This window comes from Ideonella sp. A 288 (assembly GCF_002198735.1).
Lineage (GTDB): Bacteria > Pseudomonadota > Gammaproteobacteria > Burkholderiales > Burkholderiaceae_C > Pseudaquabacterium.
In genome coordinates this window covers 14,078-36,237 of the sequence record NZ_MWLO01000146.1, presented here as the reverse complement: position 1 = coordinate 36,237, position 22,160 = coordinate 14,078, and the positions used below count along the sequence as shown (strand labels likewise).

Annotated in this window: 21 protein-coding genes and 1 tRNA gene; 8 read left to right on the top strand and 14 right to left on the bottom strand. The window is 69.5% G+C overall.

Annotation, left to right across the window (positions count from 1 at the left end; genetic code table 11):
* The first annotated feature begins 10 nt into the window (after positions 1-10).
* Entirely contained in the window at positions 11-1,294 is a 1,284-nt protein-coding gene (locus EOINJALH_RS24790; protein ID WP_088285212.1) for an acetate/propionate family kinase, read from the top strand.
* Positions 1,291-2,070, top strand: a complete 780-nt coding sequence (gene scpB / locus EOINJALH_RS24785; protein WP_088285210.1) for a methylmalonyl-CoA decarboxylase — start codon at positions 1,291-1,293, stop codon at positions 2,068-2,070. The genes EOINJALH_RS24790 and scpB overlap by 4 nt, the downstream gene beginning before the upstream one ends.
* 45 nt (positions 2,071-2,115) lie before the next feature.
* Here scpB and EOINJALH_RS24780 read toward each other — a convergent pair whose 3' ends face one another.
* Both EOINJALH_RS24780 and EOINJALH_RS24775 read right to left on the bottom strand, forming a co-directional pair.
* Positions 2,116-4,989 (bottom strand): bifunctional diguanylate cyclase/phosphodiesterase, encoded by a 2,874-nt coding sequence (locus EOINJALH_RS24780; RefSeq protein WP_158219887.1) that lies wholly within the window; start codon positions 4,987-4,989, stop codon positions 2,116-2,118.
* Positions 4,990-5,314: 325 nt separating this feature from the next.
* Positions 5,315-5,389, bottom strand: a tRNA-Arg gene (locus EOINJALH_RS24775).
* A gap of 196 nt (positions 5,390-5,585) precedes the next feature.
* Here EOINJALH_RS24775 and EOINJALH_RS24770 point away from each other — a divergent pair.
* Positions 5,586-6,185: a cytochrome c5 family protein gene (locus tag EOINJALH_RS24770; RefSeq protein WP_088285206.1), complete on the top strand. Its 600-nt coding sequence runs from the start codon at positions 5,586-5,588 to the stop codon at positions 6,183-6,185.
* Positions 6,186-6,237: 52 nt separating this feature from the next.
* On the opposite strand, the gene EOINJALH_RS24765 is transcribed toward EOINJALH_RS24770, so the two are convergent.
* From EOINJALH_RS24765 to radA, 8 genes are all read right to left on the bottom strand, one after another.
* The gene (locus EOINJALH_RS24765; protein WP_088285204.1) at positions 6,238-6,780 is read right to left on the bottom strand and encodes a DUF2946 family protein; all 543 of its coding nucleotides are present in this window, start codon (positions 6,778-6,780) and stop codon (positions 6,238-6,240) included.
* 14 nt (positions 6,781-6,794) lie between these two features.
* Positions 6,795-7,766, bottom strand: a complete 972-nt coding sequence (locus tag EOINJALH_RS24760; protein WP_088285202.1) for a YheT family hydrolase — start codon at positions 7,764-7,766, stop codon at positions 6,795-6,797.
* A gap of 38 nt (positions 7,767-7,804) precedes the next feature.
* Entirely contained in the window at positions 7,805-8,257 is a 453-nt protein-coding gene (locus EOINJALH_RS24755; protein ID WP_088285200.1) for a nuclear transport factor 2 family protein, read from the bottom strand.
* Positions 8,258-8,264: 7 nt separating this feature from the next.
* Complete coding sequence (purU, locus tag EOINJALH_RS24750; RefSeq protein WP_088285198.1) at positions 8,265-9,149, bottom strand: formyltetrahydrofolate deformylase; 885 nt, start codon at positions 9,147-9,149, stop codon at positions 8,265-8,267.
* A 63-nt stretch (positions 9,150-9,212) separates the two neighbouring features.
* On the bottom strand, positions 9,213-9,419 hold the full coding sequence (locus EOINJALH_RS24745; RefSeq protein ID WP_088285278.1) for a zinc-finger domain-containing protein: 207 nt from the start codon (positions 9,417-9,419) through the stop codon (positions 9,213-9,215).
* 5 nt (positions 9,420-9,424) lie between these two features.
* Complete coding sequence (locus EOINJALH_RS24740) at positions 9,425-10,348, bottom strand: branched-chain amino acid transaminase (RefSeq protein WP_088285196.1); 924 nt, start codon at positions 10,346-10,348, stop codon at positions 9,425-9,427.
* A gap of 34 nt (positions 10,349-10,382) precedes the next feature.
* Positions 10,383-10,805 (bottom strand): hypothetical protein, encoded by a 423-nt coding sequence (locus EOINJALH_RS24735; RefSeq protein WP_088285194.1) that lies wholly within the window; start codon positions 10,803-10,805, stop codon positions 10,383-10,385.
* A gap of 48 nt (positions 10,806-10,853) precedes the next feature.
* Positions 10,854-12,218, bottom strand: a complete 1,365-nt coding sequence (gene radA, locus EOINJALH_RS24730; RefSeq protein ID WP_234414023.1) for a DNA repair protein RadA — start codon at positions 12,216-12,218, stop codon at positions 10,854-10,856.
* A 192-nt stretch (positions 12,219-12,410) separates the two neighbouring features.
* Between radA and EOINJALH_RS24725 the strand changes: the two genes are divergently transcribed.
* Positions 12,411-13,160: a PEP-CTERM sorting domain-containing protein gene (locus EOINJALH_RS24725; protein ID WP_158219886.1), complete on the top strand. Its 750-nt coding sequence runs from the start codon at positions 12,411-12,413 to the stop codon at positions 13,158-13,160.
* Between the two features lie 58 nt (positions 13,161-13,218).
* Here EOINJALH_RS24725 and alr read toward each other — a convergent pair whose 3' ends face one another.
* Positions 13,219-14,307, bottom strand: coding sequence for an alanine racemase (gene alr, locus EOINJALH_RS24720; RefSeq protein ID WP_088285188.1), 1,089 nt, complete (start codon positions 14,305-14,307; stop codon positions 13,219-13,221).
* A 136-nt stretch (positions 14,308-14,443) separates the two neighbouring features.
* On the opposite strand from alr, the gene lplT reads away from it, so the two are divergent.
* Together lplT and EOINJALH_RS24710 are read left to right on the top strand one after the other, a co-directional pair.
* A complete protein-coding gene (gene lplT / locus EOINJALH_RS24715; RefSeq protein WP_088285186.1) occupies positions 14,444-15,721 on the top strand; it encodes a lysophospholipid transporter LplT in 1,278 nt (425 codons plus the stop codon).
* Positions 15,718-16,608 carry a DMT family transporter gene (locus EOINJALH_RS24710; protein ID WP_088285184.1) on the top strand — a complete coding sequence of 297 codons (891 nt, stop codon included), beginning with the start codon at positions 15,718-15,720 and terminating at the stop codon, positions 16,606-16,608. Before lplT ends, EOINJALH_RS24710 begins: the two co-directional genes overlap by 4 nt.
* Positions 16,609-16,644: 36 nt before the next feature.
* Here EOINJALH_RS24710 and EOINJALH_RS24705 read toward each other — a convergent pair whose 3' ends face one another.
* The gene (locus EOINJALH_RS24705; RefSeq protein ID WP_088285182.1) at positions 16,645-17,583 is read right to left on the bottom strand and encodes a response regulator; all 939 of its coding nucleotides are present in this window, start codon (positions 17,581-17,583) and stop codon (positions 16,645-16,647) included.
* A gap of 132 nt (positions 17,584-17,715) precedes the next feature.
* On the opposite strand from EOINJALH_RS24705, the gene EOINJALH_RS24700 reads away from it, so the two are divergent.
* Positions 17,716-18,210, top strand: coding sequence for a glutathione peroxidase (locus tag EOINJALH_RS24700; RefSeq protein WP_088285180.1), 495 nt, complete (start codon positions 17,716-17,718; stop codon positions 18,208-18,210).
* Between the two features lie 103 nt (positions 18,211-18,313).
* Here EOINJALH_RS24700 and EOINJALH_RS24695 read toward each other — a convergent pair whose 3' ends face one another.
* Positions 18,314-18,886 (bottom strand): PEP-CTERM sorting domain-containing protein, encoded by a 573-nt coding sequence (locus tag EOINJALH_RS24695; protein WP_144290155.1) that lies wholly within the window; start codon positions 18,884-18,886, stop codon positions 18,314-18,316.
* A 42-nt stretch (positions 18,887-18,928) separates the two neighbouring features.
* The gene (locus EOINJALH_RS24690; protein WP_199873474.1) at positions 18,929-20,518 is read right to left on the bottom strand and encodes a thrombospondin type 3 repeat-containing protein; all 1,590 of its coding nucleotides are present in this window, start codon (positions 20,516-20,518) and stop codon (positions 18,929-18,931) included.
* Positions 20,519-20,949: 431 nt separating this feature from the next.
* Here EOINJALH_RS24690 and EOINJALH_RS24685 point away from each other — a divergent pair, with 431 nt between their 5' ends.
* Positions 20,950-22,146 carry an amino acid aminotransferase gene (locus EOINJALH_RS24685; protein ID WP_088285176.1) on the top strand — a complete coding sequence of 399 codons (1,197 nt, stop codon included), beginning with the start codon at positions 20,950-20,952 and terminating at the stop codon, positions 22,144-22,146.
* Positions 22,147-22,160 lie beyond the last annotated feature (14 nt).

Below are 22,160 nucleotides of genomic sequence, written 5' to 3'. Positions count from 1 at the left end.
GGAGCCCGCGATGAGCGCACGCGCCAGACACCAGGCCTGCCTGGTGCTCAATGCCGGATCGTCGAGCCTGAAGTTCTCGGTCTTCCGCCAGCCCACCGACGGCGGCGAGCTGCTGCCCATCGTGAGCGGCCAGATCGCCGGCATCGGCGCCGCGGCCACCTTCGAGGCCCGCGACGCCCAGCGCCGCGTGCTGGCCGAGCACGCCTTCGACGCCACCACCTCGCGCAGCCGCGAGGCCCTGCTGGCCCATGTGCTGCAGTGGATCGCCACCACGCAGGCCGACGACGAAATCGTCGCCGCCGGCCACCGCGTGGTGCACGGCGGCCGGGCGCTGCAGCGCCCGGCGCGCATCGACGCGGCCCTGATCGAGCAGCTCGACGCGCTGGTGTCGCTGGCCCCGCTGCACCAGCCGCACAACCTGGCGCCGATCCGCATCCTGGCCCGCAACCACCCGGGCCTGGCCCAGGTGGCCTGCTTCGACACCGCCTTCCACAGCACCCTGCCCTGGGAGGCGCGCACCTTCGCGCTGCCGCGCGAACTGAGCGACTCCGGCATCAGCCGCTACGGCTTCCACGGCCTGTCGTACGAGTACGTCAGCCAGCGGCTGATCGCCCGACAGCCCGAGCTGGCGGCCGGCCGCATGGTCATCTGCCACCTGGGCAACGGCTCGAGCGCCTGCGCCGTGCACGGCGGGTGCAGCGTCGACAGCACGATGGGCTTCACCGCGCTCGACGGCCTGCCGATGGGCACCCGCTCGGGCGCCCTCGACCCCGGCGTGATCCTCCACCTGATGCGCGAGCGCGGCATGGACCTCGACGCCGTCGAGGACCTGCTGTACCGGCGCTCGGGCCTGCTCGGCGTGTCCGGCCTGTCCAACGACATGAAGGTGCTGCAGTCCTCGGACGATCCGGCGGCCCGTCAGGCCGTGGCCCTGTACTGCTTCCGCATCGCCAAGGAAGTGGCCTCGCTGGCCACGTCGATGGGTGGCCTGGACGCGCTGGTGTTCACGGCCGGCATCGGCGAGCACTCGGCGCTGGTGCGCGAGCAGGTCGTCGGACGTCTGGCCTGGCTGGGCGCCCGCCTCGACACCGAGGCGAACCAGCGCCACGCCCACCGCATCTCCGCCGCCGACGGCCGCCTGCCCGTCTACGTGGTGCCGACCAACGAGGAACTGATGATCGCCCGGCACACCATGGACGTGCTGGCAGGGTCGGTCTCGCCGGCCCCGGCGGCGGCTCGCACGGCAGCCCCGTCCGATGTCGAGTGCCGTGCGCCGACGGAAAGCGCCGCATGAGACTCGTCCTCTTCGACATCGAGCATGCGATCGGCACGCTCACGCTGAACCACCCGCGCAAGCGCAATGCGCTGAGCAACGAGCTGGTCGACGAACTGCTCGACGGCTTTGCTCGCATGAGAGCCGCCGAGGCGCGCGTGGTGGTGCTGCGCGCGGCCGACGACGCCAAGGTCTGGTCGGCCGGACACGATGTCGACGAGCTGCCCGTGAGCGGGCGCGACCCCCTGGGTTGGGACGACGCGCTGCGCCACCTCGTTCGCGCGATCGAGGACTTCCCCTGCCCCGTCATCGCGATGGTCGACGGCGGCGTCTGGGGCGGCGCCTGCGAGGTGGTGCTGGCCTGCGACCTGGTGGTGGCCGGCCCGAACGCCACCTTCGCCGTCACGCCGGCCAAGCTGGGCGTACCCTACAACGTGAGCGGCATGATGACCTTCATGAACTCGGCCAACATCCGGCTGGTCAAGGAGATGGTCTTCACCGCCCAGCCTGTGGGGGCCGAGCGCGCCGAGCGCATGGGCATGATCAACCACCTGGTGCCGGCCGAGGAACTGAGCTCGTTCACCTACGGCATGGCGGGCGTGATCTCGAAGAATTCGCCGCTGTCGATCCGCGTGATGAAGGAGCAGTTGCGCGTGCTGACCGGCGCCAACCCGATGACCCCGCGGGGCTTCGAGCGCATCCAGGGCCTGCGCCGCATCGTCTACGACAGCGACGACTACCGCGAAGGCATCGCCGCCTTCAAGGAAAAGCGGCCACCGTCGTTCTCGGGCAGCTGAGGCACCGACGCCCCGCCGCGGCACCGGCCGGCCACGGAGGCCGGTTCAGCAGCCATCGTGCCGGGACGCCAGCCAGGCCACGAACCGGTCTTCCGGCATCGGTCGACCGAACAACCACCCCTGCGCCTGCCCGCAACCCTGGCCCAGCAGGAAGTCGGCCTGCTCGGCCGTTTCCACACCCTCGGCCACGGTGGTCAGGTTCAACGCGGCGGCCAGGGCGACGAAGGCCTTGACCAGTTCGTCGTCGCGCCGGCTCCGCCCGATGCAGTGCACGAAGCTCTTGTCGATCTTCAGGCAGTCGATCGGAAAGCGCGCCAGGTAGTTCAACGCCGAGTAGCCGGTACCGAAATCGTCGATCGCGATGCCCAGGCCGCGCGCTCGCAACGCGTCCAGTGCCTGTTGCACGCGGTTCGAATCCTGCAGCAGCACGCTCTCGGTGATCTCGATCGACAGCCAGTCCGGGTGGCAGCCGGTCTGCGCCAACACCTCGTCGACGAGGGCCGGCAGGCCATCGTCCGTGACCTGGCGCGTCGACACGTTGACTGCCACGTGCAGGGGCTCGCTGCGGCCACGGTTCAGCCGCACCGCCGCCTCGGCCGCGGTGCGCATCACCCAGCGGCCGATCGGCAGGATCATCCCTGTCTCCTCGGCCAGGCCGATGAAGCTGTCCGGTGCCAGCATGCCCAGCGTGGGGTGCTGCCAGCGCAGCAGCGCCTCGACGCCGAGGATCCTGTGCGGATCGCTCAGGTTGACCTGCGGCTGGAAGTGCAGCACCAGTCCGTCGCCGCCGGCGGCGTGCCGCATGGCCTGCTCGAGCGCCAGGCGGTGGCGCACGGCCTCGCCGAGCTCGGCGCGGTAGTACTCGGTGCGCGCGCGACCACTGCGCTTGGCGTGGTACATCGCGGTGTCGGCGTTGGCCAGCAGCGACTCCAGGGTCTGGCCGTCGAGCGGGTACATGGCCACGCCGATGCTGACGGTGATGCGAAGTTCGCGGTGCAGCAGCGTCATCGGCTGCGCCAACGCGACGTGCAGTTTGTCGGCGATGGTGCCCAGCACTTGCGGATGATCGACATCGGGCGCCAGCACCACGAACTCGTCGCCGCCCAGGCGCACCAGAAGGTCGTTGGCGCGCAGGCCACTCGTCAGGCGGCGCGCCACCTCGCGCAGCAACGCGTCGCCGGCGCTGTGCCCCATGCCGTCGTTGATGGCCTTGAACTGGTCGAGGTCGAGCAGCAGCACGCCGACGCGGTTCCCACGCCGCTCGGCGGCGGCGAACAGACCCGGCGCGCGCTCGTGCAGCGCCTGACGGTTGGCCAGCCGCGTGAGCGGGTCCGTGCGCACCAGCGACTCGATCAACTCCAACTGGGCAATCTTCTCGCTGATGTCGCGGCCGATGCCCAGCACGCTGCAGACGGCGCCGCTGTGGTCCCGCTCGGCCACCAGGTGGATCTGGTGCACGGACGGCACGGCGCTGCCCGGCGCCACGAAGCGCAGGTCCAGCATTTCGTCGCGGCCCTCGGACACCACCCGCCGCAGCGCCTGCTCGACCGGCGCCAGGTCGACCGCCATGCCCAGCGCAGTCTGGCTGAGCGCGAGTCCCTGCACGTGCTCGAGGCGCTGGCCGAACACGCGCGCCATCGCAGGGTTGATGTAGAGCACGCGCAGGTCGAGGTCCCAGCGCGCGATGTTGTCGCCGGCGTTCTCGGCCAGCGAGCGGAACTCGCGCTCCTTGGCGGCCAGCGCCTGACGCACCCGCACTTGCTCGGTCACATCTCGCCCCACCGCGATGACGCCGCAGATGGACCCGTCGGCATCGCGCTCGGGAGCGATCGCGATGCTGTGCACGCCAAACCCGCCCTGGGCCAGCGGCACCTGCAGTTCGACCGTGCCACTTTCACCTTCGACCAGAGCCCGTTCGATCTGCGCCCGGTAGGCGTCGACGCCCAGCGTGCCGGGCAACGCGATCTCGCCTGCCTTGCGACCGATCACGCTGTGCTCGGCGCGACGAACCGCGCCCCCCTTGTCGCCCCGGTTGATGTAGGTGGCACGCGCATTGGGACCATAGCGGATGATGGTGTCGGGCGAGTTCTCGGCCAAGGTGCGGAACTCGCGTTCCTTCGCGGCCAGCGCCCGCTGGGTGCGCACTTGGTCGGTCACGTCGCGGCCGACGGCGATGGCACCGCAGATGACGCCGTCGGCATCTTGCTCGGCGGCGAACATGACGCTGTGCACGCGAATCTCGCCGCTGGGGTGCGGCACGATCAAGTCCACCGTGCCTCGCTGTCCGGTGGCCAGCGTCTGCTCGAGTTGCCGTTCGTAGGCCTGCACGCCCACCATGCCCGGCGGCGCAGCCTCGGTGGGTGTCCGCCCGACGATGCGCTGCGCCGTGACCTGAACACGTTCCTCGATCTCGCGGTTGCAGTAGACGGCCCGCTTGTCGAGGCCGTAGCGGATGATGTTGTCAGGCCAGTTCTGGGCCAGCGTACGGAACTCGCGTTCGCGCACGCGCAGGTCGTGCTCGACCCGGGACTGCTCGGTGATGTCGCGTGCCAAGGCCAGCACGCGCGGCGCGCACGGGCGGTCGGTGTCGACGCCAATGTGGACGTCGTAGGTGCTGGTCACCCCGTCGCGTGGCCAGTCGATCTGCAGCCGCCGGGGCTGCCCGCTGGCCAGCGCCGCCTGGAGCGCCGTCTTCAGCCGCCCCGCTGCCGGGCCGAACAGCCCTGCATCGACCACGCTGTGCTGCAGCAAGTCGGCGCCTGGCCGATCGGCGACACGCGCCAAGCTCGGGCTGACGAAAACCAGGCGAAGTTGTTCGTCGGTCAGCAGGATCAGGTCGTCGCAATCGCGCAGCAATGCGTGAAGGAGCGATTGCGCCGACTCCGTGGTGGCGGCGACCTGCGCCAGCTGAGTTCTCATCGACTGCTCCCGGCCCATCGGGAGCCCGACTATTCACCGGCCGGCTCCGCATGCCATTGAGTTGAGCCAATCCCCGAATGAGTATGCGCGCGCGGCACGCGAGGTCAGCCAAACCCCGGCTCTACAACGCGCTGGATGCCGTGCAGGACATCATGAATTGCCGCGACGGATTCGGTGGCGCGCAAGCTCGCACACCAACGCGCCGAAGCTGCAGCGAATCGTGAAGGCCAAAAAGAAGGCGGCTCGGCATCACCCTGCGTCTGGCGACGCCCTCACGCGATGGAGGTCAGGGGTGTTTTTGACAGGACGCCGGAAGGCGAGGGGCTGGTGCGACCGGCAGGAATCGAACCTGCGACGTGGCCTTCGGAGGGCCGCATGATATCCACTTCACCACGGTCGCCGCACTCGGCAAGCTGCGGATTCTAGTGCATGGGGTGGCGGACGAAGCCCCTCGCTATAATCGCGCGCTTTGCTCGGGGCGGCGGATCACGCCCCGGGTCGGTTCCCCCCGCAGGCCACGGAGCAAGGCCTGCGGCAAGCCCAGCACAAGCCCAGGTGCCGGTCGACGATCGGCGCGACACAAGAACGAGGATTTCATGAGCGACGCCCAGCCTTCCCACGACGCAGACCATGAAGTGCACGAGGGGCCGATCAAGACCCCGAAGCAGTTGATCGCCGCGGTGGTGGCGTCGTTCGTGGTGCCGATCGTCGCGATCATCCTGCTGACCAACTTCGTCAACTTCGGCCCCAAGACCGGCGCCGGCAGCGAGGGCATGTCGGCCGAGGCGGTGGCCCGGCGCATCCAGCCGATCGGCAGCATCGTCATCCGCACGGCCTCGGGCGGCGCGCTCAAGACCGGCGAGCAGGTGTTCCAGGCCCAGTGCTCGGCGTGCCATGCCGCCGGCGTCGCCGGTGCGCCGAAGGTGGGCGATGAAGCCGCCTGGGCCCCGCGCATCAAGACCGGCTACGAGGCCCTGCTGACCTCGGCGCTGAAGGGCAAGGGCGCGATGGGGGCGCAGGGCGGCGGCGATTTCGGCGAGGTCGAGATCGGCCGCGCGGTGGTCTACATGGCCAACCAGTCGGGCGGCAAGCTCGAGGAGCCCAAGGCACCGGCCGCGGCCGCCAGCGGCGCTGCCGCCGCTCCGGCCGCCGACGCGGCCAGCGCCGCCGCCCCTGCGGCCAGCGCCACCAAGTGATGCGGGGCCTGCGGGCCGCCTGACCCACCAGCCGGCCCGCGGGCCGGCTTTTTCATGCCCGCACCGGCTCGTTGGGTTGCGGATCCAGCGCATAGCCGAAGCGCGCCGGCGCGTCGGCGAACACCAGCGCGCGCGGCGACCACAGGCCTTGCTCCACCGCGCGAGAGGCGTCGAGCACGTCCTGGCTGTGGACGATGCCGAAGCCGATGTCGGTGTCCAGGAACAGGCGGCCAGCCTCGTCCAGCCAGGAGGCATGCACGCGCGCCGCGCGGCCGGTGTGGCTGGTGACCGCGGGCTGGTCGGTGGGCCACATCAGGCGCCACACCCAGGGGGCGGCCTCCAGCTGCACGTACACCCGCTGCGGACCGTTCTGGAAGTACCAGCGGCCCTGCTCGTCGGCCTCGTAGTTGCGCTCGATGAAGGCCTTGAGCTTGTCGTGGTCGATGCGGCTGCCCTTGACCCCGGGGAAGGGGCCGGCACGCTGGATGCGCTCGTCGCGCATGTACCAGTCACCACGCGCGTCGAGCGCGAGCCAGCCGTGGCAGTGGGGCACGTTGGGCCACTTGCGCAGCGCCGCCTTGACGATGTCGTCCATGGCCCGATGGTGCCTCAGGCGAGCGCGGCGTGCATCCAGCCCATCACCGCCTGCGGCAGGGTCATCACATGGCCCGGAAAGCGGCCCGCCGGAAAGCCCACGTGGCCACCATGCGCCGGCTGCCACAGCGTGACGTGCGGACCCACCTGCTGCGGCCGCGGCAGGTGGTGGCCGGGCAGGAAGGGGTCGTTGCGCGCATTGAGCACCAGCGCCGGGATGCGGATGCGGTGCAGCTGCGGCTGCGCAGAGGCGCGGGCCCAGTAGTCGTCGGTGTCGCGGAAGCCGTGCAGCGGCGCGGTGAAGACGTTGTCGAACTCGTAGAGGTCGCGCGCGGCCAGCAGCCGCTCGCGGTCGAACAGGCCCGGGTGCTGGGCCAGCTTGGCCAGCGCCTTGGGCTTCATCGAGCGCAGGAACATGCGGGTGTAGACCAGCCGGTTGAAGCCGCGGCCGATGGCGTGGCCGCCGGCGGCCAGGTCGATCGGCGAGCTGATGGCCGCCACCGCGGCGGCGGTGGCCGAGGCGCTGTCGCCGGCCTCCTCCGCCCAGCGCAGCAGCGCATTGCCGCCCAGCGAGATGCCGATGGCGCGCAGGGGCGCCTGCGTACCCGCACGCAGCCGCGCGAGGATCCAGCCGATCTCTTCGAAATCGCCCGAGTGGTAGGCCCGCGGCCCGAGGTTCAGCTCGCCCGAGCAGCCGCGGAAGTGCGGCACCGCATAGCGCCAGCCGGCCTGCCGCGCCCAGAGGCCGAAGGCCTGCGCGTAGTGGCTGGCCGACGAGCCTTCGAGGCCATGGAAGAGCACCAGCATGGGCGCCTCGGACGGCGCCCCCGCCAGATGGTCGACATCGATGAAGTCGCCGTCGGGCGTGGTCCAGCGCTCGCGCTCGAAGCGCAGGGGCGGCCCCACACGGGGCCGCGAGAACAGCGCGGGCCAGATGGTCTGCAGGTGGCCGCCAGGCAGCCACCAGGGGGCGGAGAAGCGCTGCATCGTCGGGCGCTGCGGGGGCGCGGGGCCGGGCGCGCCGGTCAGTGCAGCATCGATGCGTGCGGCGCCACGACCTCGGGGCCCTCGTCGGCCGCGCCGGGGCTGGCATGGTGGGCCACCATGCGCCACCCCTGCGCGCCGCGCAGGTAGACGTTGGTGGCCAGCACGAAGCCGGTGCGCGGGCTGTCGGCGGTGCCGATCTCGATGCGCTCGACCACGCTGTGCACGGCCGCATCCATGGTGTGCACCCGGCGCACCTGCTCGGCATGGGCCGGGATGCGGCCGGTGGCGAACATCGATTCGAAGGTGTGGCGGATGGCCTGTGGCCCGACCACGCGCCCACCGCCAGGGTGGACACAGACGATCTCGTCGTCGTCGGCCCACAGCGACATGAGCTTGTCGATGTCACCTTCGCGCAGCGCGTCGTAGAACTGCGCCTCGACGTCGTCGGGCGAGGCCATCAGGTGGGCGGTCTGCGGCTTGGGGCGGGACATGCGGCGCTCAGCGGAAGACCACGGTCTTGTGGCCGTTCATCAGCACGCGGCGCTCGACGTGCCAGCGCACGGCGCGGGCCAGCACCACGCATTCGACGTCACGGCCCACGGCCGTCATCTCCTCGGCCGACAGCGAATGGTCGACCCGCGCCACGTCCTGTTCGATGATGGGGCCCTCGTCCAGATCGGCGGTGACGTAGTGCGCGGTGGCGCCGATCAGCTTGACGCCGCGGGCATGGGCCTGGAAGTAGGGCTTGGCGCCCTTGAAGCTGGGCAGGAAGCTGTGGTGGATGTTGATGGCCCGGCCCTTCAGCGCAGCGCAGAAATCCGGCCCCAGGATCTGCATGTAGCGCGCCAGCACGACGAGGTCGATGCGCTCGCGGTCGACCAGCGCCTCCACCTCGCGCTCCTGTGCGCGCTTGGTGGCGGCGTCGCTGCCAGTGGGCAACGGCAGGTGGTGGAAGGCGATGCCGTAGCTCTGCGCCAGCGACTCGAAGGCGGCGTGGTTGGAGACGATGGCCGGGATGTCCACCGCGAGCTGGCCGCTCTTCCAGCGGAACAGCAGGTCGTTGAGGCAGTGGCCATGCTGGCTGACCATCAGCAGCAGGCGAGGCCGCTCGGCCACCGCATGGAAGCGTGCCTCCATGCCGTACTGGCCGCTCACATGCGAGAACAGGCTCTGCAGCATGCCCGGCGCGGCCAGATGGGGCGGCGCGGCGAAGTGCACGCGCATGAAGAACAGGCCCGTCGCATCGTCGCCGTCGACGTCGCCGAACTGCTGCGAGTCGATGATGTTGCAGCCGGCCTGGAACAACAGGCCGGACACCGCGTAGACGATGCCGGTGGTGTCCTTGCAGGACAGGGTGAGGATGAACTCGGGGTGTCGCGCCATGGGCGCGCATTGTAGGCAGCCGGCCCCCGCGCCCCGCACCGGCGGCGCCGTGGCGACGGCCGGTCAGTGCCCGGCGCCGACCTTCTCGCCCGCCTTCAGGCGGTACACGGTGCCGCAGTACGGGCACTTGCCCTCGCCTGTGGCGGCCACGTCGATGAACACCTTGGGGTGGGCGCTCCAGAGCGCCATCTTCGGGTTGGGGCAGGCCACCACGCCGGGGCCCTGCAGATCCTTGGCGGTCAGCTCGACCACGGCCTTTGCGTCTGTCATGTCGGTCATACCTTGGAAAGCCATTCGGCGTACTTGGGATTGCGGCCGTTGACGATGTCGAAGAACGCCGCCTGGATCTGGGTGGTGATGGGGCCGCGCTCGCCGGCGCCCAGCTGGATGCGGTCGAGCTCGCGGATCGGCGTCACCTCGGCCGCGGTGCCGGTGAAGAAGGCCTCGTCGGCGATGTAGACCTCGTCGCGGGTGATGCGCTTCTCGACCAGCTTCAAGCCCAGGTCCTGGCAGATGTTGAAGATGGTGTCGCGGGTGATGCCGTTCAGCGCGCCAGCCGACAGGTCGGGCGTGTACACCACGCCCTTCTTGATGATGAAGATGTTCTCGCCGGCGCCTTCGCTGACGAAACCGGCCGAGTCGAGCAGCAGCGCCTCGTCGTAGCCCTCGTCGGTGACCTCCATGTTGGCCAGGATCGAGTTGGTGTAGTTGCTCACCGCCTTGGCCTGCGTCATCGTGATGTTGACGTGGTGGCGGGTGTAGCTGCTGGTCTTGACGCGGATGCCGCGGCGCAGGCCCTCTTCGCCGAGGTAGGCGCCCCAGGCCCAGGCGGCGACCATCAGGTGGATGGTGTTGCCCTTGGGGCTGACGCCGAGTTTCTGGTCGCCGATCCAGACCAGCGGGCGCAGGTAGCAGCTCTCGAGCTTGTTCTCGCGCACCACCTGCTTCTGTGCGTCCTCGACCTGCTCGATCGAGAACGGGATCTTCATGCGCAGGATCTTGGCCGAGTTGAACAGCCGCTCGGTGTGCTCGCGCAGCCGGAAGATGGCCGTGCCCTGCGCCGTGTTGTAGGCGCGCACGCCTTCGAAAGCGCCGCAGCCGTAGTGCAGCGTGTGGGACAGCACGTGGATCTTTGCATCACGCCAGTCGACCAGTTGGCCGTCCATCCAGATCTTGCCGTCGCGGTCGGACATCGACATGAGAGGGTCCTCGTGTGGGGTGAAAGCCGGGATTTTATTCGGCCGGCGAGGCCACGGGGCCCACAGCCGGCGCGTCGGGCCCCGCATCGGGCCGCTGAAGCGACCAGGCCGTGCAACGGCCGCCGCGCAGTTCGACGCGCACGCTGGCCCCGGACGGGTCGCGCCAGACGAAGGTCTCGGGGTCGTCCGACACCTTCTCGCCCAGGCTGCGTGTGAGCGGCAGCACGTCCATCAGGCGCATGCCGGTGCGCATCTTCGAGTGCAGCATCACCGCGCTGTCGACCTGCCCGACCGGCGCCTGGCCGGCGACGCGCATCACGCGCATGGCCCGGCTGAACTGCAGCAGCAGCCAGAACACGATCACCGTCAGCGCCAGCGCCACACCGGGCCAGCCATAGACGCTGTAGCCCACGGCAATGGCCACGACGGCCAGGCCCCAGCCCAGGTTGGCGTTCATCGCGAGCCTCCCGCGCGCATCGGCGGCAGGCAGTCGGCCCGCGCAGGCTCAGAGTGAACGCACGACATCGACTGCCTCCTCGATGCGCTCGATGGCGTGCACGGTCAGGCCCTCGATGGGCTTCTTCGGCGCGTTGGCGCGCGGCACCAGCGCCACGCTGAAGCCGAGCTTGGCGGCCTCCTTCAGCCGCTCCTGGCCACGCGGCGCGGGCCGCACCTCGCCGGCCAGGCCCACCTCGCCGAAGGCCAGGAAGCCCTGCGGCAGCGCCTTGCCGCGCAGGCTGCTCTGGATGGCCAGCAGCACCGCCAGGTCGGCCGCCGGCTCGCTGATGCGCACGCCGCCGACGGCGTTGACGAACACGTCCTGGTCGAGGCTGTCGACGCCGGCATGGCGGTGCAGCACGGCCAACAGCATGGCCAGGCGGTCGCGGTCCAGGCCCACGCTCAGGCGCCGCGGGCTGGGCCCGCCGGAATCGACCAGCGCCTGGATCTCCACCAGCAGCGGCCGCGTGCCCTCCAGGGTGACCAGCACGCACGAGCCCGGCACCGGCGCACCGTGGGTGGACAGGAAGATCGCGCTGGGGTTGCTGACGCCCTTGAGGCCGCGCTCGGTCATCGCGAACACGCCGATCTCGTTGACGGCGCCGAAGCGGTTCTTGATGGCCCGCACCAGGCGGTAGCTGCTGTGCGTGTCGCCCTCGAAGTACAGCACCGTGTCGACGATGTGCTCGAGCACCCGCGGGCCGGCCAGCGCGCCCTCCTTGGTGACGTGGCCCACCAGCACGATGGCACAGCCGCTGGACTTGGCGGTGCGGGTGAGCTGCGCCGCGCATTCGCGTACCTGCGCCACCGAGCCCGGCGCGCTGGTGAGCTGGTCGGAATACACCGTCTGGATCGAGTCGATGACGCAGAAGTCGGGCGCCTCGGCCGCCAGCGCGGCCTGGATCTTCTCGAGCTGGATCTCGGCCAGCACGCGCAACTGCGTGCCCGCCAGGCCCAGCCTGCGGGCGCGCAACGCCACCTGGGCGCCCGATTCCTCGCCGGTGACGTAAAGCACCTTGATGTGCGACGACAGCGACTCGGCCGCCTGCAACAGCAGCGTGGATTTGCCGATGCCCGGGTCGCCGCCGATCAGCACCACGCCGCCCTGCACGATGCCGCCGCCGAGCACGCGGTCGAGCTCGGGCTGGCCGGTGGGCGTGCGCTCGACGTCGGCGGCCTCGATCTCCGACAGCGTGGCCACCGCCTGCACCGGCGCCAGCGACTGGTAGCGGTGGCGGTTGGCCGGGGCCTGCTCGGCCACCGTCTCCTCCAGCGTGTTCCATTCGCTGCAGTGCGGGCATTTGCCCAGCCAGCGCGGGCTGGTGCCGCCGCAGGCGCTGCAGGTGTACTGGGTCTTGGCTCGGGTGCTCACCCGGGCACTGTAGCGCCACTGGCGGGCGCCTCGCGGGCGGCTCCGCAGCCTCATCCCAACAGGCCAAATGGAGAGGTCATACCTATACCTATGATCGTGTCGGGAGTTCTTGCATTTTCGTGTAGGGTGCATTTCGCAGAGCTTTGCAAGCCATTGATAGCAAATGGATTTTTCGCTTTCAGGTTCGATGGCATGAAACTGGCTTTTCAGGCTCCAGGACGCCCGATCCGGGTGTCCCTCAGTCCCCCAAGCAGTCCCCTTTCCGGAGCAGTCTCAATGAAAAAACTCACCGTCCTTGCCGCGTCGATCGCACTGGCCGCGATCGGCAGCGCCAACGCCGCCGTCATCACGATCGACGACTTCAACTCGCCCGACGTCGTGCTCACCGGCGCCGGCAACCTCGCGTCGTCACACAGCGATGCCACGCGGACGCTGACGCTCGGCAACCTTTCGGGGCCGAACAACCTGGTCCAGTCGACCCTGGTCGGCTTCGGCAACGGCGCCACCGGCGGCGTGCTCACCGTGGCCAACACCGACTCGCGTGACGCCACCATCGGCCTGGAATGGACCATCGGCGCGCTCGCCCTGCCGGCCGACGCGTTCAATGTCGGGTTCTTCATGCAGATCGTCGCCTCGGATGGCAATCCGACGAGCCTGGATTTCAGCTTCAACGGTAACCCGCTGGCCAGCTTCAGCATCGCTCCGAACACGATCAACAAGGGCGTGTCCTTTGGTCTGAGCGCCGCAGAACTGGCGGCCGTGTCGGCTGGCGGAACGCTGGCCCTGGCCATCAACGGCGCCGTGGGCTGGGATCTCTCTGTCGACCAGTTCGGGTTCAGCTACGACGTGCGCCAGAACCAGGTGCCGGAACCCGGGTCGCTGGCGCTGGTCGGCCTGGCCCTGGTCGGCATCGGCTTCGGCGCCCGCCACCGCAAGGCCTGATCGTCCGGCGTCGTCCCGACGCCATGAGGTGCAAAGGCCCGGCACTGCCGGGCCTTTTTCATGGCGCCACGCTCACGGGCACGCGCCGCGCCAGCGCGCACATCAGCTCGTAGCCGATGGTGCCGGCCGCCTGCGCCACCTCGTCGATGGGCAGCACGGCCCCCCCCGGGCCGCGGCCCCACAGCGTGACCTCGCTGCCGAGCGTGGCGCCGGGCACCGGCGTCAGGTCGACCGCCAGCATGTCCATCGACACCCGGCCCACGGTGCTGCAACGCACGCCGTCCACCAGCACCGGCGTGCCGGTGGGACACAGCCGCGGGTAGCCGTCGGCATAGCCGCAGGCCACGATGCCGATGCGCAGGGCCTGCGGCGCCGCGAAGCGGCTGCCGTAGCCCACCGTGTCGCCCGGCTGGAGTTGCTGGGTGGCGATGAGTCGCGAGCGCAGGGTCATCGCCGGCTGCAGCCCCCAGTGGGCGATGTCGTGCAGCGGAAAGTCGGGCGCGCTGCCGTAGCTGAGGATGCCGGCACGCACCCAGTCGCTGCGCAGCGCCGGGTGGCGCAGCAGCGCGGCGCTGTTGGACAGGCTGCGCTCGCCGGGCAGGTCGGCCGTGGTGGCCTCGAACACCGCCGCCTGGTGGTCGATGCCGCGCTCCCCATCGGCATCGGAGAAGTGCGTCATCAGCGAGATCTCGTCGACCTGCGGCAGCGCGTTCAGCCGCGCCCAGGCGCTGCGGAAGGCCGTCGGGGCGAAGCCCAGCCGGTTCATGCCGCTGTTCATCTTGAGGAAGACACGGTGCGGCTGCTGGGTCTTGTGCGCGGCCAGCCAGTCGATCTGGGCGTCGCAGTGCACCGTGTGCCACAGGCCCAGGCGCGAGCACAGCTCGAGGTCGCGCGGCTCGAACACGCCTTCGAGCAGCAGCACCGGCCCGCGCCAGCCCAGGGCGCGCACGCGCTCGGCCTCGGCCAGGTCGAGCAGCGCGAAGCCATCGGCGCCGCGCAGGGCCTCGTAGACACGCTCGATGCCATGGCCGTAGGCATCGGCCTTGACGACGGCCCAGACGCGGGCATCGGGCGCGGCGGCGCGGGCCCGGCCCAGGTTGGCGGCCAGCGCATCGGAGTGGATCACGGCATCGATCGGACGGGGCACGGCGGGCCTTGCTTCGCGGGGGCGGCGGCGGATTCTGCCACCCGGGGCATGCTATAACCCGCGGCCGCTGCGACTCAGGCGGACCAAAGAAAACGTCGGGGACACACGCGGGCAGGATGCGGAAGACACGCAGTCGATGAAAAGAGGCTTCCACACCATCATGGCGGCGCAGTTCTTCAGCTCGCTGGCCGACAACGCGCTGCTGGTGGCCGCGATCGAACTGCTGAAGACCTCCAACGCCCCCGCCTGGCAGGTGCCGGCGCTGACACCGATGTTCGCGCTGTTCTACGTCGTGCTGGCACCCTTCGTCGGGGCCTTCGCCGATGCCGTGCCCAAGGGGCGCGTCATGTTCTTCAGCAACTCCGTCAAGGTGGTGGGCTGCCTGATGATGCTGTTCGGCACGCACCCGCTGCTGGCCTACGCGGTGGTGGGTCTGGGCGCAGCGGCCTATTCGCCAGCCAAGTACGGCATCCTCACCGAGCTGTTGCCACCGTCGCAGCTGGTCAAGGCCAATGGCTGGATCGAAGGCCTTACGGTGGCCTCGATCATCCTGGGCATCCTGCTCGGCGGCCTGCTCATCGACCCCAAGCTGGCCACCTGGGTGCTGGGCATCGACGTGCCGATGATGGACACCGGCATCGACACCGCGCCCGAGGTCTCGATCGCCTGGATGGTGCTGGTCTACATCATTGCCGCCGGCTTCAACCTGTTCATCCCGCGCACCGAGACCGCACTGCAACCGCTGGCCGGCGGCCCGTCGGTGCTGCTGCGCGACTTCTCTGCCTGCAACTCGCGGCTGTGGCGCGACAAGCTGGGCCAGATCTCGCTGGCCAGCACCACGCTGCTGTGGGGCGTGTTCGGCAACCTGCGCGTCATCGTGTTCGCCTGGGCGGCGGCGGCGCTGGGCTACGGCACCGCCGAGGCCTCCAAGCTGGCCGGCGTGGTGGTCATCGGCTCGGCACTGGGCGCGGTGATGGCCTCGATGACGATGCGGCTGGACAAGGCCGTCGGCGTCATCCCGCTGGGCATCGTGATGGGGATGCTGGTGATCGGTCTGAACGTCATCACCAACGTCTACGTGGCCGCCCCGTTCCTGATCCTGCTGGGCGTGCTCAGCGGCTTCCTAGTGGTGCCGATGAACGCGCTGCTGCAGCACCGCGGCCACAACCTCATGGGGGCCGGCCGCTCGATCGCGGTGCAGAACTTCAACGAGCAGGCCTGCATCCTGGGACTGGGCGCGTTCTACGCGGGCATGACCAAGGCCGGCCTGTCGGCCTACATCGCCATCGCGGTGTTCGGCCTGGTGGTGGCCGGCACCATGGCGCTGATCGGCCGCTGGCACAAGCGCAACCTGGTCGAACACCGCGACGAGGTGGAGCGCCTGCTGGCCATCGCCCGCTCGGACAAGCATTGAGCGCCACGGTGGCGGCCCGCGGGCCGGCGGTGGCGGCGCTGGTCTTCAACGCCTTCACCTGGGGCATCTCGTGGTGGCCGCTGCGCCAGATGGAAGGCCTGGGCCTGCACCCGCTGTGGCTCACGGCGCTGACCTTCCTGCTGGTGGTGAGCCTGCTGCTGGTGGCCCGGCCCGCGGCGCTGGGCGAGGTGCTGCGCACCCCCACGCTGTCGGTGCTGGTGCTGGCCTCGGGCACCACCAACGCCTGCTTCAACTGGAGCGTGACCATCGGCGACGTGGTCCGCGTCGTGCTGCTGTTCTACCTGATGCCGCTGTGGGCGGTGCTGCTGGCACGGCCGCTGCTGGGCGAGCGCATCGGCTGGCGTGCCGCCGTGCGCGTGGCCATGGCGCTGGCCGGCGCGGTGGTGGTGCTGTGGCCGGCCGACGGTCGCCTGGCCAGCCTGACCGAAAGGCTGGGGCTGCCCGAGGCGCTGGCACTGCTGGGCGGATTCAGTTTCGCACTGAACAACGTGATGCTGCGCCGCGAAGCCCACCGCAGCGAGCCGGCCCGCGCGCTGGCGATGTTCATCGGTGGCGCCGTGGTCAGCGGGGTGCTGGCCATGGCCCTGTGGCAGGCGGGGCGGGTGCCGGCGCTTCCCGCCCCGGCCGCGGGCTGGATGATCGGCCTGGTACTGCTGGCGGCCTGGTACCTGGTGTCGAACCTGGCACTGCAGTTCGGTGCGGCGCGGCTGGCCGCGCACACCACGGCGGTGGTGATGATCACCGAGGTGTTCTTCGCCAGCGCCTCGGCCGTGGCCCTGGGCGCCGGCACACTGACCCTGCGCACGGCAGTGGGCGGCGCGCTGATCGTGGGGGCCGCCGCACTGGCCGCCTGGCAGCGCGACTGATCGCCTATCCCGCGGCGGCGCCGCGGGCCGAGCGGCTCAACGCGGCGCGCGGGGCGCAGGCCCGGTGGGCTGCGCAGCCAGGCCGTGCGCCACCAACAGGCGATCGAGCGCCGCGGTGTCCAGCGGCTTGCCGAGCTGGCCGTCGGCCCCGGCCAGCGTGCCGCGCACGCGGTCGACCGGCTCGTTGAAGGCCGACACCAGCACCACCACCGGCGTGCGGCCGCTCGGATGCACCTGCCGGCGCTTGATGTGCTGGCACAGCGCCAGCCCATCGAGTTCGCTGCGTTCGCCGAGGTCGACGTCGAGGAAGACCATGCCGTAGGGTCGCTGCGACATCAGCTCGATGGCCTTCTCGCTGGTCTGCGCCCAATCGGCGGCGATGTCGTGCCGGTGCAGCTGGCGCTCGAGGAAGGCCAGCGCCACCTCGCTGTCGTCGACCATCAGCGCGCGGCGCACGGACACCGGGCGCAGCGCCGCCTCGCGCCGGGCACGCCGCGCCTGGGCCTCGGCCAGCCGCTCGCTGGCGATGGCCGGGGAGGACGATTCGTCGTCGGCGCGCCGCGTCGGTGGCGTGCGCTCGGGCGCCGCGGCCTGCATAGCGCCGCGGGCGCGGGCCACGGCAGCGGACCGCGTGCTCAACGGCAACGGGCCGGTGGACGGGTTGTCGCGGGCGGCCAGCAGGTGGTCCAGCTCGCGCAGCACCTGGGCGGGATCGATCGGCCGCATCATCCAGGCCGCCCCGTCCTCGGGACCGTGGGCGCCGATGAAGACCGCGTCACCCGTGCGGCCCAATGTGTTCAGCAGTTCGGGAACGCCCGACTGGTCGGCATCGGCCACGACGAAACGCGCATCGTCGACATCCAGGACGTGAACGTACGACGGGCTGCGCCTCGGCGACAGCCGGAAGTACGAGGCCAGCGCGTTGCGCTCGAAGTTGGTGAAGCCCAGCAAGGCCACGGGGATCGGCGCGGACATCGAGACGACTCAGTTGAGCAACGCGGTGCCTGCCTCGTCAACAAGGGCGATCGTGGCGGGGCGGGCGCGTTGCATGGGGGATGGATAACATGGTCGGCGTCCATCACCGTCCTTCATCGGAGTGTCGCAGCCATGGCCGAAGTTTGCATCGGGGATTTCGACGCCGAGACCATCGACGGCAAGCGTGTCAAGCTGTCCCGATACCAAGGTCAGGTGATCTTGATCGTCAACACCGCCAGCCAGTGCGGCTTCACGCCGCAGTTCGCCGGGCTGGAGACGCTGTGGGACACCTACCGCGAGCGCGGGCTGGTGGTGCTGGGCTTCCCGAGCAACGAATTCGGTGCGCAGGACCCGGGCAGCAACGACGAGATCGCGTCGTTCTGCCAGCTGAACTACGGGGTCAGCTTCCCGATGATGGGCAAGGTGCAGGTCAACGGCGCGCAGGCTCTGCCGCTGTACCAGTGGCTCAGCCGCGAGGCGCCGGGCCTGCTGGGCAGCAAGGCCATCAAGTGGAACTTCACGAAGTTCCTCGTGGGCCGCGACGGCCACGTGATCCGACGCTACGCACCGCAGGACGCGCCCGCCAAACTGGCCGACGACATCGAGGCCGCACTGGCCGCTGGCTGAACGGCTCGGGGCCCGCCGGGGGTGCCCACCCCCCGGGCCTCATCCCCGAAGGAAAAGGCCGGCACGAGGCCGGCCTGTCGGCGCGAGAAGCGGCCGTTCCCGATCAGTGCGCGCGACGGCGTGCGATGCCCGCCGCCAGCAAGGCCAGGCCTGCCAGACCATAGCTCGCGGGCTCGGGCACGGGGATGATGACCTGGTTGTCCAGGCCCTTCACGTCGTTGGTGGTGTTGTTCACCAGGTCGGTGCCCCAGTTGATGAAGGCCAACGAACTGGCATCGCTGCCCGTGAACTGCAGCGTGGCCAGCACCACGGGTCCGCCGCCTTGCAGGGTGAGCAGTTCCGCGTCGCTCAGCAGCGAAACCGCCGCCAGATCGACCACGCCGCCGGATTCTGCGAACGCGTTGATGGCCTCGAAAAAGGAGGCATCGCCCAGCATGTTGCTGAACAGCACGGTCCCGAAGGTCAGTGCGCCAACGTCGTAGCTCACGTCCAGGTCGAACGCGGAGACGATCTGCGCGCCCAGGTCACCCACGACCACGTCGACACCGATCACCCCACCACCGGCATCCGTTGCCGGGCCGAAATAGATCGTGGGCGCGGCCACGGCCGACGCCGCGCCGATGACCAGGGCAGCAGCCACCGCGGCAACGCGGGCCAGCTTCTTGAGACTTGTCATGATCAATCCTTTCTGATTCGGAAGTCGATAGCCAGACGTCGCTCACTGCGTCGCGCAGTTCGGGCGCGTGCACTTCAGCGCGCAGGCCCGGGCGTCGTTGACGTTGATCGTGCCGTTGCCATCGGCGTCGGCTTTCGGCTCAACGCTTGCCGGCTTGTTGCGCAGCGCCATGATCCGAGCGATGTCGATGCTGTCGATGTCGGCATCGCCATCGATGTCGCACTTCGCGACCGGCGGCTCACAGACGTCGCCAATGCCGTTGCGATTGCTGTCGGCCTGATCCGGATTGGGAACGGCCGGGCAGTTGTCGACGCTGTCGCACACGCCGTCGGCGTCGGTGTCGACACAGGCACCGCCCAGCGACCGCTGCAGCACCAGGATGGCGTACGCCTGGTCCGCGAACATATCCCAGGATCCATTCGAGTTGAGGAACCGGCCGGCGGCGTTTTGCAGCGACATCAGCCGGTAGGCATAGTCGTAGTACCAGCCCTGGGAGGTTCCGCTGTAGTAGCCGGCCGCGCCTGCCCCGCGCGATGCGGGGCGCGTGTCCGTGGCCGGATCCCGGTTGGTCAGCCGGCTGGTGCCGATGGCGGGCAGCGTGCCCATGGCGGCCGGATCGATGTTGCCCGCCGCTGCGGACACGCCGGCGTGCTGGATGATGTTGTAGGCCTTGGACGAGGACCAGAGGTAGTAGAAATAGGCCTCAGGCCATGAGTCGGGCCGGATGTTGGTGTTGTAGTTGTAGGTGTTCTGCAACCACCGCAGGTACTTCTGGATGGAGGCGTCGTTCACGTCCTTGCCCGAACCTGCCAACTGGCCCCACGTCCCCGAGGCCGTCTGCTGCGAACTGGTGTTAGCGGAACCGTACGTGGACTGGTAACCGTGACCGAAGCAACCCACCGCACCACAGGTGTCGAACAGGCCGCCCACGTTCTGCCGGCCGTTGATGGCGTAAGCCGCCGAGGTCTTGTCCAGGGTGCTGGTGATGAGCGGAATGCGGGCCTTGTCGACCGACTCGCCCAGGCCCGAATAGAACCCCTTTGCCGCCGACAAACCCGCCAGGGTGAACTGGGTGGTGGACGAGTCGGTGCCGGCGCCGCTGTAGCCCCAGTAGCCAGGTGCTCCGCCCAAGGCGGGTACGCCGGGTGACTGCGCGGCGATGGAGCGGTCCACCACCTTGTCGATGGTGGCGCGAGCCGACCGACCGGCGCAGGAATAGCCCGCGGAGGCGGCCGGTTGGTCCGGTCCACCCGTGGTGAGGTAGACGGACAGCGCCATCAAGACCTGGCCGTCGTAGTACGAGTAGAAGCCCGCACGGTCGCCAAAATTGCCGCTGTCGATCAGGATGCAGGCGGCGTTCTGCGCCAACAGCTTGTCGGCCGCCGACAGGCCGTTGTAGCCCGCAGGGATCGACTCCTTCTCGAGCAGGGTCAGCAAGGACAGTCCGGTGGCGTAGCCATAGCCTCCATAGACCTCGGACGTGAACAGGCCGTTGCTCCGAGAAAAGTTCAGGCCCGCGTCGATCGCTGCATTGACATCGGCCTTGAAGTTGTCAAAGCCGCCCGCCTGGACTCCCACGGCGAATGTTGCCAAGGCCGACGCGCAAAGGATGCTGAGCGTGTTTCGTTTCATGGTCTTTACCTCCGGTTTAGTGGGATTGCCCCTGCCGCAAACAGATAGAGAAGACTGCTTCGACCTTGTCGTGACGCCTTCAAACCTTGTCTCACCAGTGCTCTGGACGCACGTGACGATCGCTTGCATTCAGTCCACCGTGGCCGACCTTTCCATTTTCGGCTAGCACAAAAAACACAAGCAAGTGGCGTACCGAAAATTAAACCTCATCGATATCATGGACTTAGCGCATCAACCCGGGGATCGGCGACGCGCGATGTAAAGGAATTCGACGGCAGACCGAGCGTCGCCGCGGGCCGCGGGCACACGGAACGCGCGACGCGCTGCGCTGGCCCCGCCGTCATCGAAACGGTGAGGGGGGTGGCGCGGCCACTCACATGGCCGGGTGGCGCGGACCGGATAATCCCGGCTCCATTCCCCCGGAGAATCCGATGTTCCACCACGTGCAGCACTACGCCGGCGACCCGATCTTCGCCATCGTCGACGCCTTCAATGCCGACCTGCGGCCGCACAAGGTGAACCTGTCGATCGGCATCTACTTCGACGAGCAGGGCCGCCTGCCGGTGTTGCCCAGCGTGCTGGCCGCCGAGCAGCGCATCCTGGCCGAAGGCGGCGCCAAGCCCTACCTGCCGATGGAAGGCGATGCCGCGGCGCGGCGCGAGGTGCAGGCGCTGCTGCTGGGCGCCGGCCACCCGGCCATCGCCGCCAACCGCGTGGCGACGATCCAGACCGTGGGCTCGTCGGGCGGCCTGAAGGTGGGTGCCGATTTCCTGCGCACCTGGCTGCCCGGCAGCGCGGTGTGGGTGAGCGACCCCACCTGGGACAACCACCGCTCGATGTTCGAGGGCAGTGGCTTCGAGGTGAATTCTTATCCTTATCACGACATGTCCACCGGTGGCGTGGCCTTCGACGCCATGCTGACCACGCTGCGCGGTCTGCCGGCCTGCAGCATCGTGCTGCTGCATGCATGCTGTCACAACCCGACGGGCGTGGACTTGACGCCAGCGCAATGGGACGCGCTGTTGCCGGTGCTGCGCGAGCGCAATCTGCTGCCCTACCTGGACCTGGCCTACCAGGGCTTCGGCGAAGGCATCGCCGAAGACGCCTATGCGGTGCGGGCGCTGGCCGACGCGGGCATCACCTTCTTCGTCGCCAACTCGTTCTCCAAGAGCATGAGCGTCTACGGCGAGCGCTGCGGCGCGCTGACGGCGGTGTGCGCCGATGCGGCCGAGGCGGCCCTGGTGATGGGCCAGCTGCGCTTCACGGTGCGGCGCCTTTACTCGAGCCCCGGGCTGCATGCGGCCAAGATCGTCTCGCACGTGCTGGGCGATGCCGACCTGCGCCCGATGTGGGAGCTCGAGCTGGCCGCCATGCGCGAGCGCATCGCCGCCATGCGGCGCATGCTGCACCAGCGCCTGAGCGCGCTGCTGCCCGGGCGCGATGTCGGCTACTTCCTGTCGCAGCGCGGCATGTTCAGCTACACCGGCCTCAGCGCCACGCAGGTGGACCGGCTGCGCGACGAGCACGCGGTGTACCTGCTGCGCTCGGGCCGCATCTGCGTGGCCGGGCTGAACACCGGCAACGTCGAGCGCACCGCCGAGGCCATGGCGGCCGTGCTGGCCGGCTGACCCGCCCGCGTTCG

What these genes read in the sequence shown, in the direction of transcription:
- EOINJALH_RS24790 (WP_088285212.1), top strand. Translation starts at nt 11, where the DNA reads ATGAGCGCACGCGCCAGACACCAGGCCTGCCTGGTGCTCAATGCCGGA.
- scpB (WP_088285210.1), top strand. Translation starts at nt 1,291, where the DNA reads ATGAGACTCGTCCTCTTCGACATCGAGCATGCGATCGGCACGCTCACG.
- EOINJALH_RS24780 (WP_158219887.1), bottom strand. Translation starts at nt 4,989, where the DNA reads ATGAGAACTCAGCTGGCGCAGGTCGCCGCCACCACGGAGTCGGCGCAA.
- EOINJALH_RS24770 (WP_088285206.1), top strand. Translation starts at nt 5,586, where the DNA reads ATGAGCGACGCCCAGCCTTCCCACGACGCAGACCATGAAGTGCACGAG.
- EOINJALH_RS24765 (WP_088285204.1), bottom strand. Translation starts at nt 6,780, where the DNA reads ATGGACGACATCGTCAAGGCGGCGCTGCGCAAGTGGCCCAACGTGCCC.
- EOINJALH_RS24760 (WP_088285202.1), bottom strand. Translation starts at nt 7,766, where the DNA reads ATGCAGCGCTTCTCCGCCCCCTGGTGGCTGCCTGGCGGCCACCTGCAG.
- EOINJALH_RS24755 (WP_088285200.1), bottom strand. Translation starts at nt 8,257, where the DNA reads ATGTCCCGCCCCAAGCCGCAGACCGCCCACCTGATGGCCTCGCCCGAC.
- purU (WP_088285198.1), bottom strand. Translation starts at nt 9,149, where the DNA reads ATGGCGCGACACCCCGAGTTCATCCTCACCCTGTCCTGCAAGGACACC.
- EOINJALH_RS24745 (WP_088285278.1), bottom strand. Translation starts at nt 9,419, where the DNA reads ATGACAGACGCAAAGGCCGTGGTCGAGCTGACCGCCAAGGATCTGCAG.
- EOINJALH_RS24740 (WP_088285196.1), bottom strand. Translation starts at nt 10,348, where the DNA reads ATGTCGATGTCCGACCGCGACGGCAAGATCTGGATGGACGGCCAACTG.
- EOINJALH_RS24735 (WP_088285194.1), bottom strand. Translation starts at nt 10,805, where the DNA reads ATGAACGCCAACCTGGGCTGGGGCCTGGCCGTCGTGGCCATTGCCGTG.
- EOINJALH_RS24725 (WP_158219886.1), top strand. Translation starts at nt 12,411, where the DNA reads ATGAAACTGGCTTTTCAGGCTCCAGGACGCCCGATCCGGGTGTCCCTC.
- lplT (WP_088285186.1), top strand. Translation starts at nt 14,444, where the DNA reads ATGAAAAGAGGCTTCCACACCATCATGGCGGCGCAGTTCTTCAGCTCG.
- EOINJALH_RS24705 (WP_088285182.1), bottom strand. Translation starts at nt 17,583, where the DNA reads ATGTCCGCGCCGATCCCCGTGGCCTTGCTGGGCTTCACCAACTTCGAG.
- EOINJALH_RS24700 (WP_088285180.1), top strand. Translation starts at nt 17,716, where the DNA reads ATGGCCGAAGTTTGCATCGGGGATTTCGACGCCGAGACCATCGACGGC.
- EOINJALH_RS24695 (WP_144290155.1), bottom strand. Translation starts at nt 18,886, where the DNA reads ATGACAAGTCTCAAGAAGCTGGCCCGCGTTGCCGCGGTGGCTGCTGCC.
- EOINJALH_RS24690 (WP_199873474.1), bottom strand. Translation starts at nt 20,518, where the DNA reads ATGAAACGAAACACGCTCAGCATCCTTTGCGCGTCGGCCTTGGCAACA.
- EOINJALH_RS24685 (WP_088285176.1), top strand. Translation starts at nt 20,950, where the DNA reads ATGTTCCACCACGTGCAGCACTACGCCGGCGACCCGATCTTCGCCATC.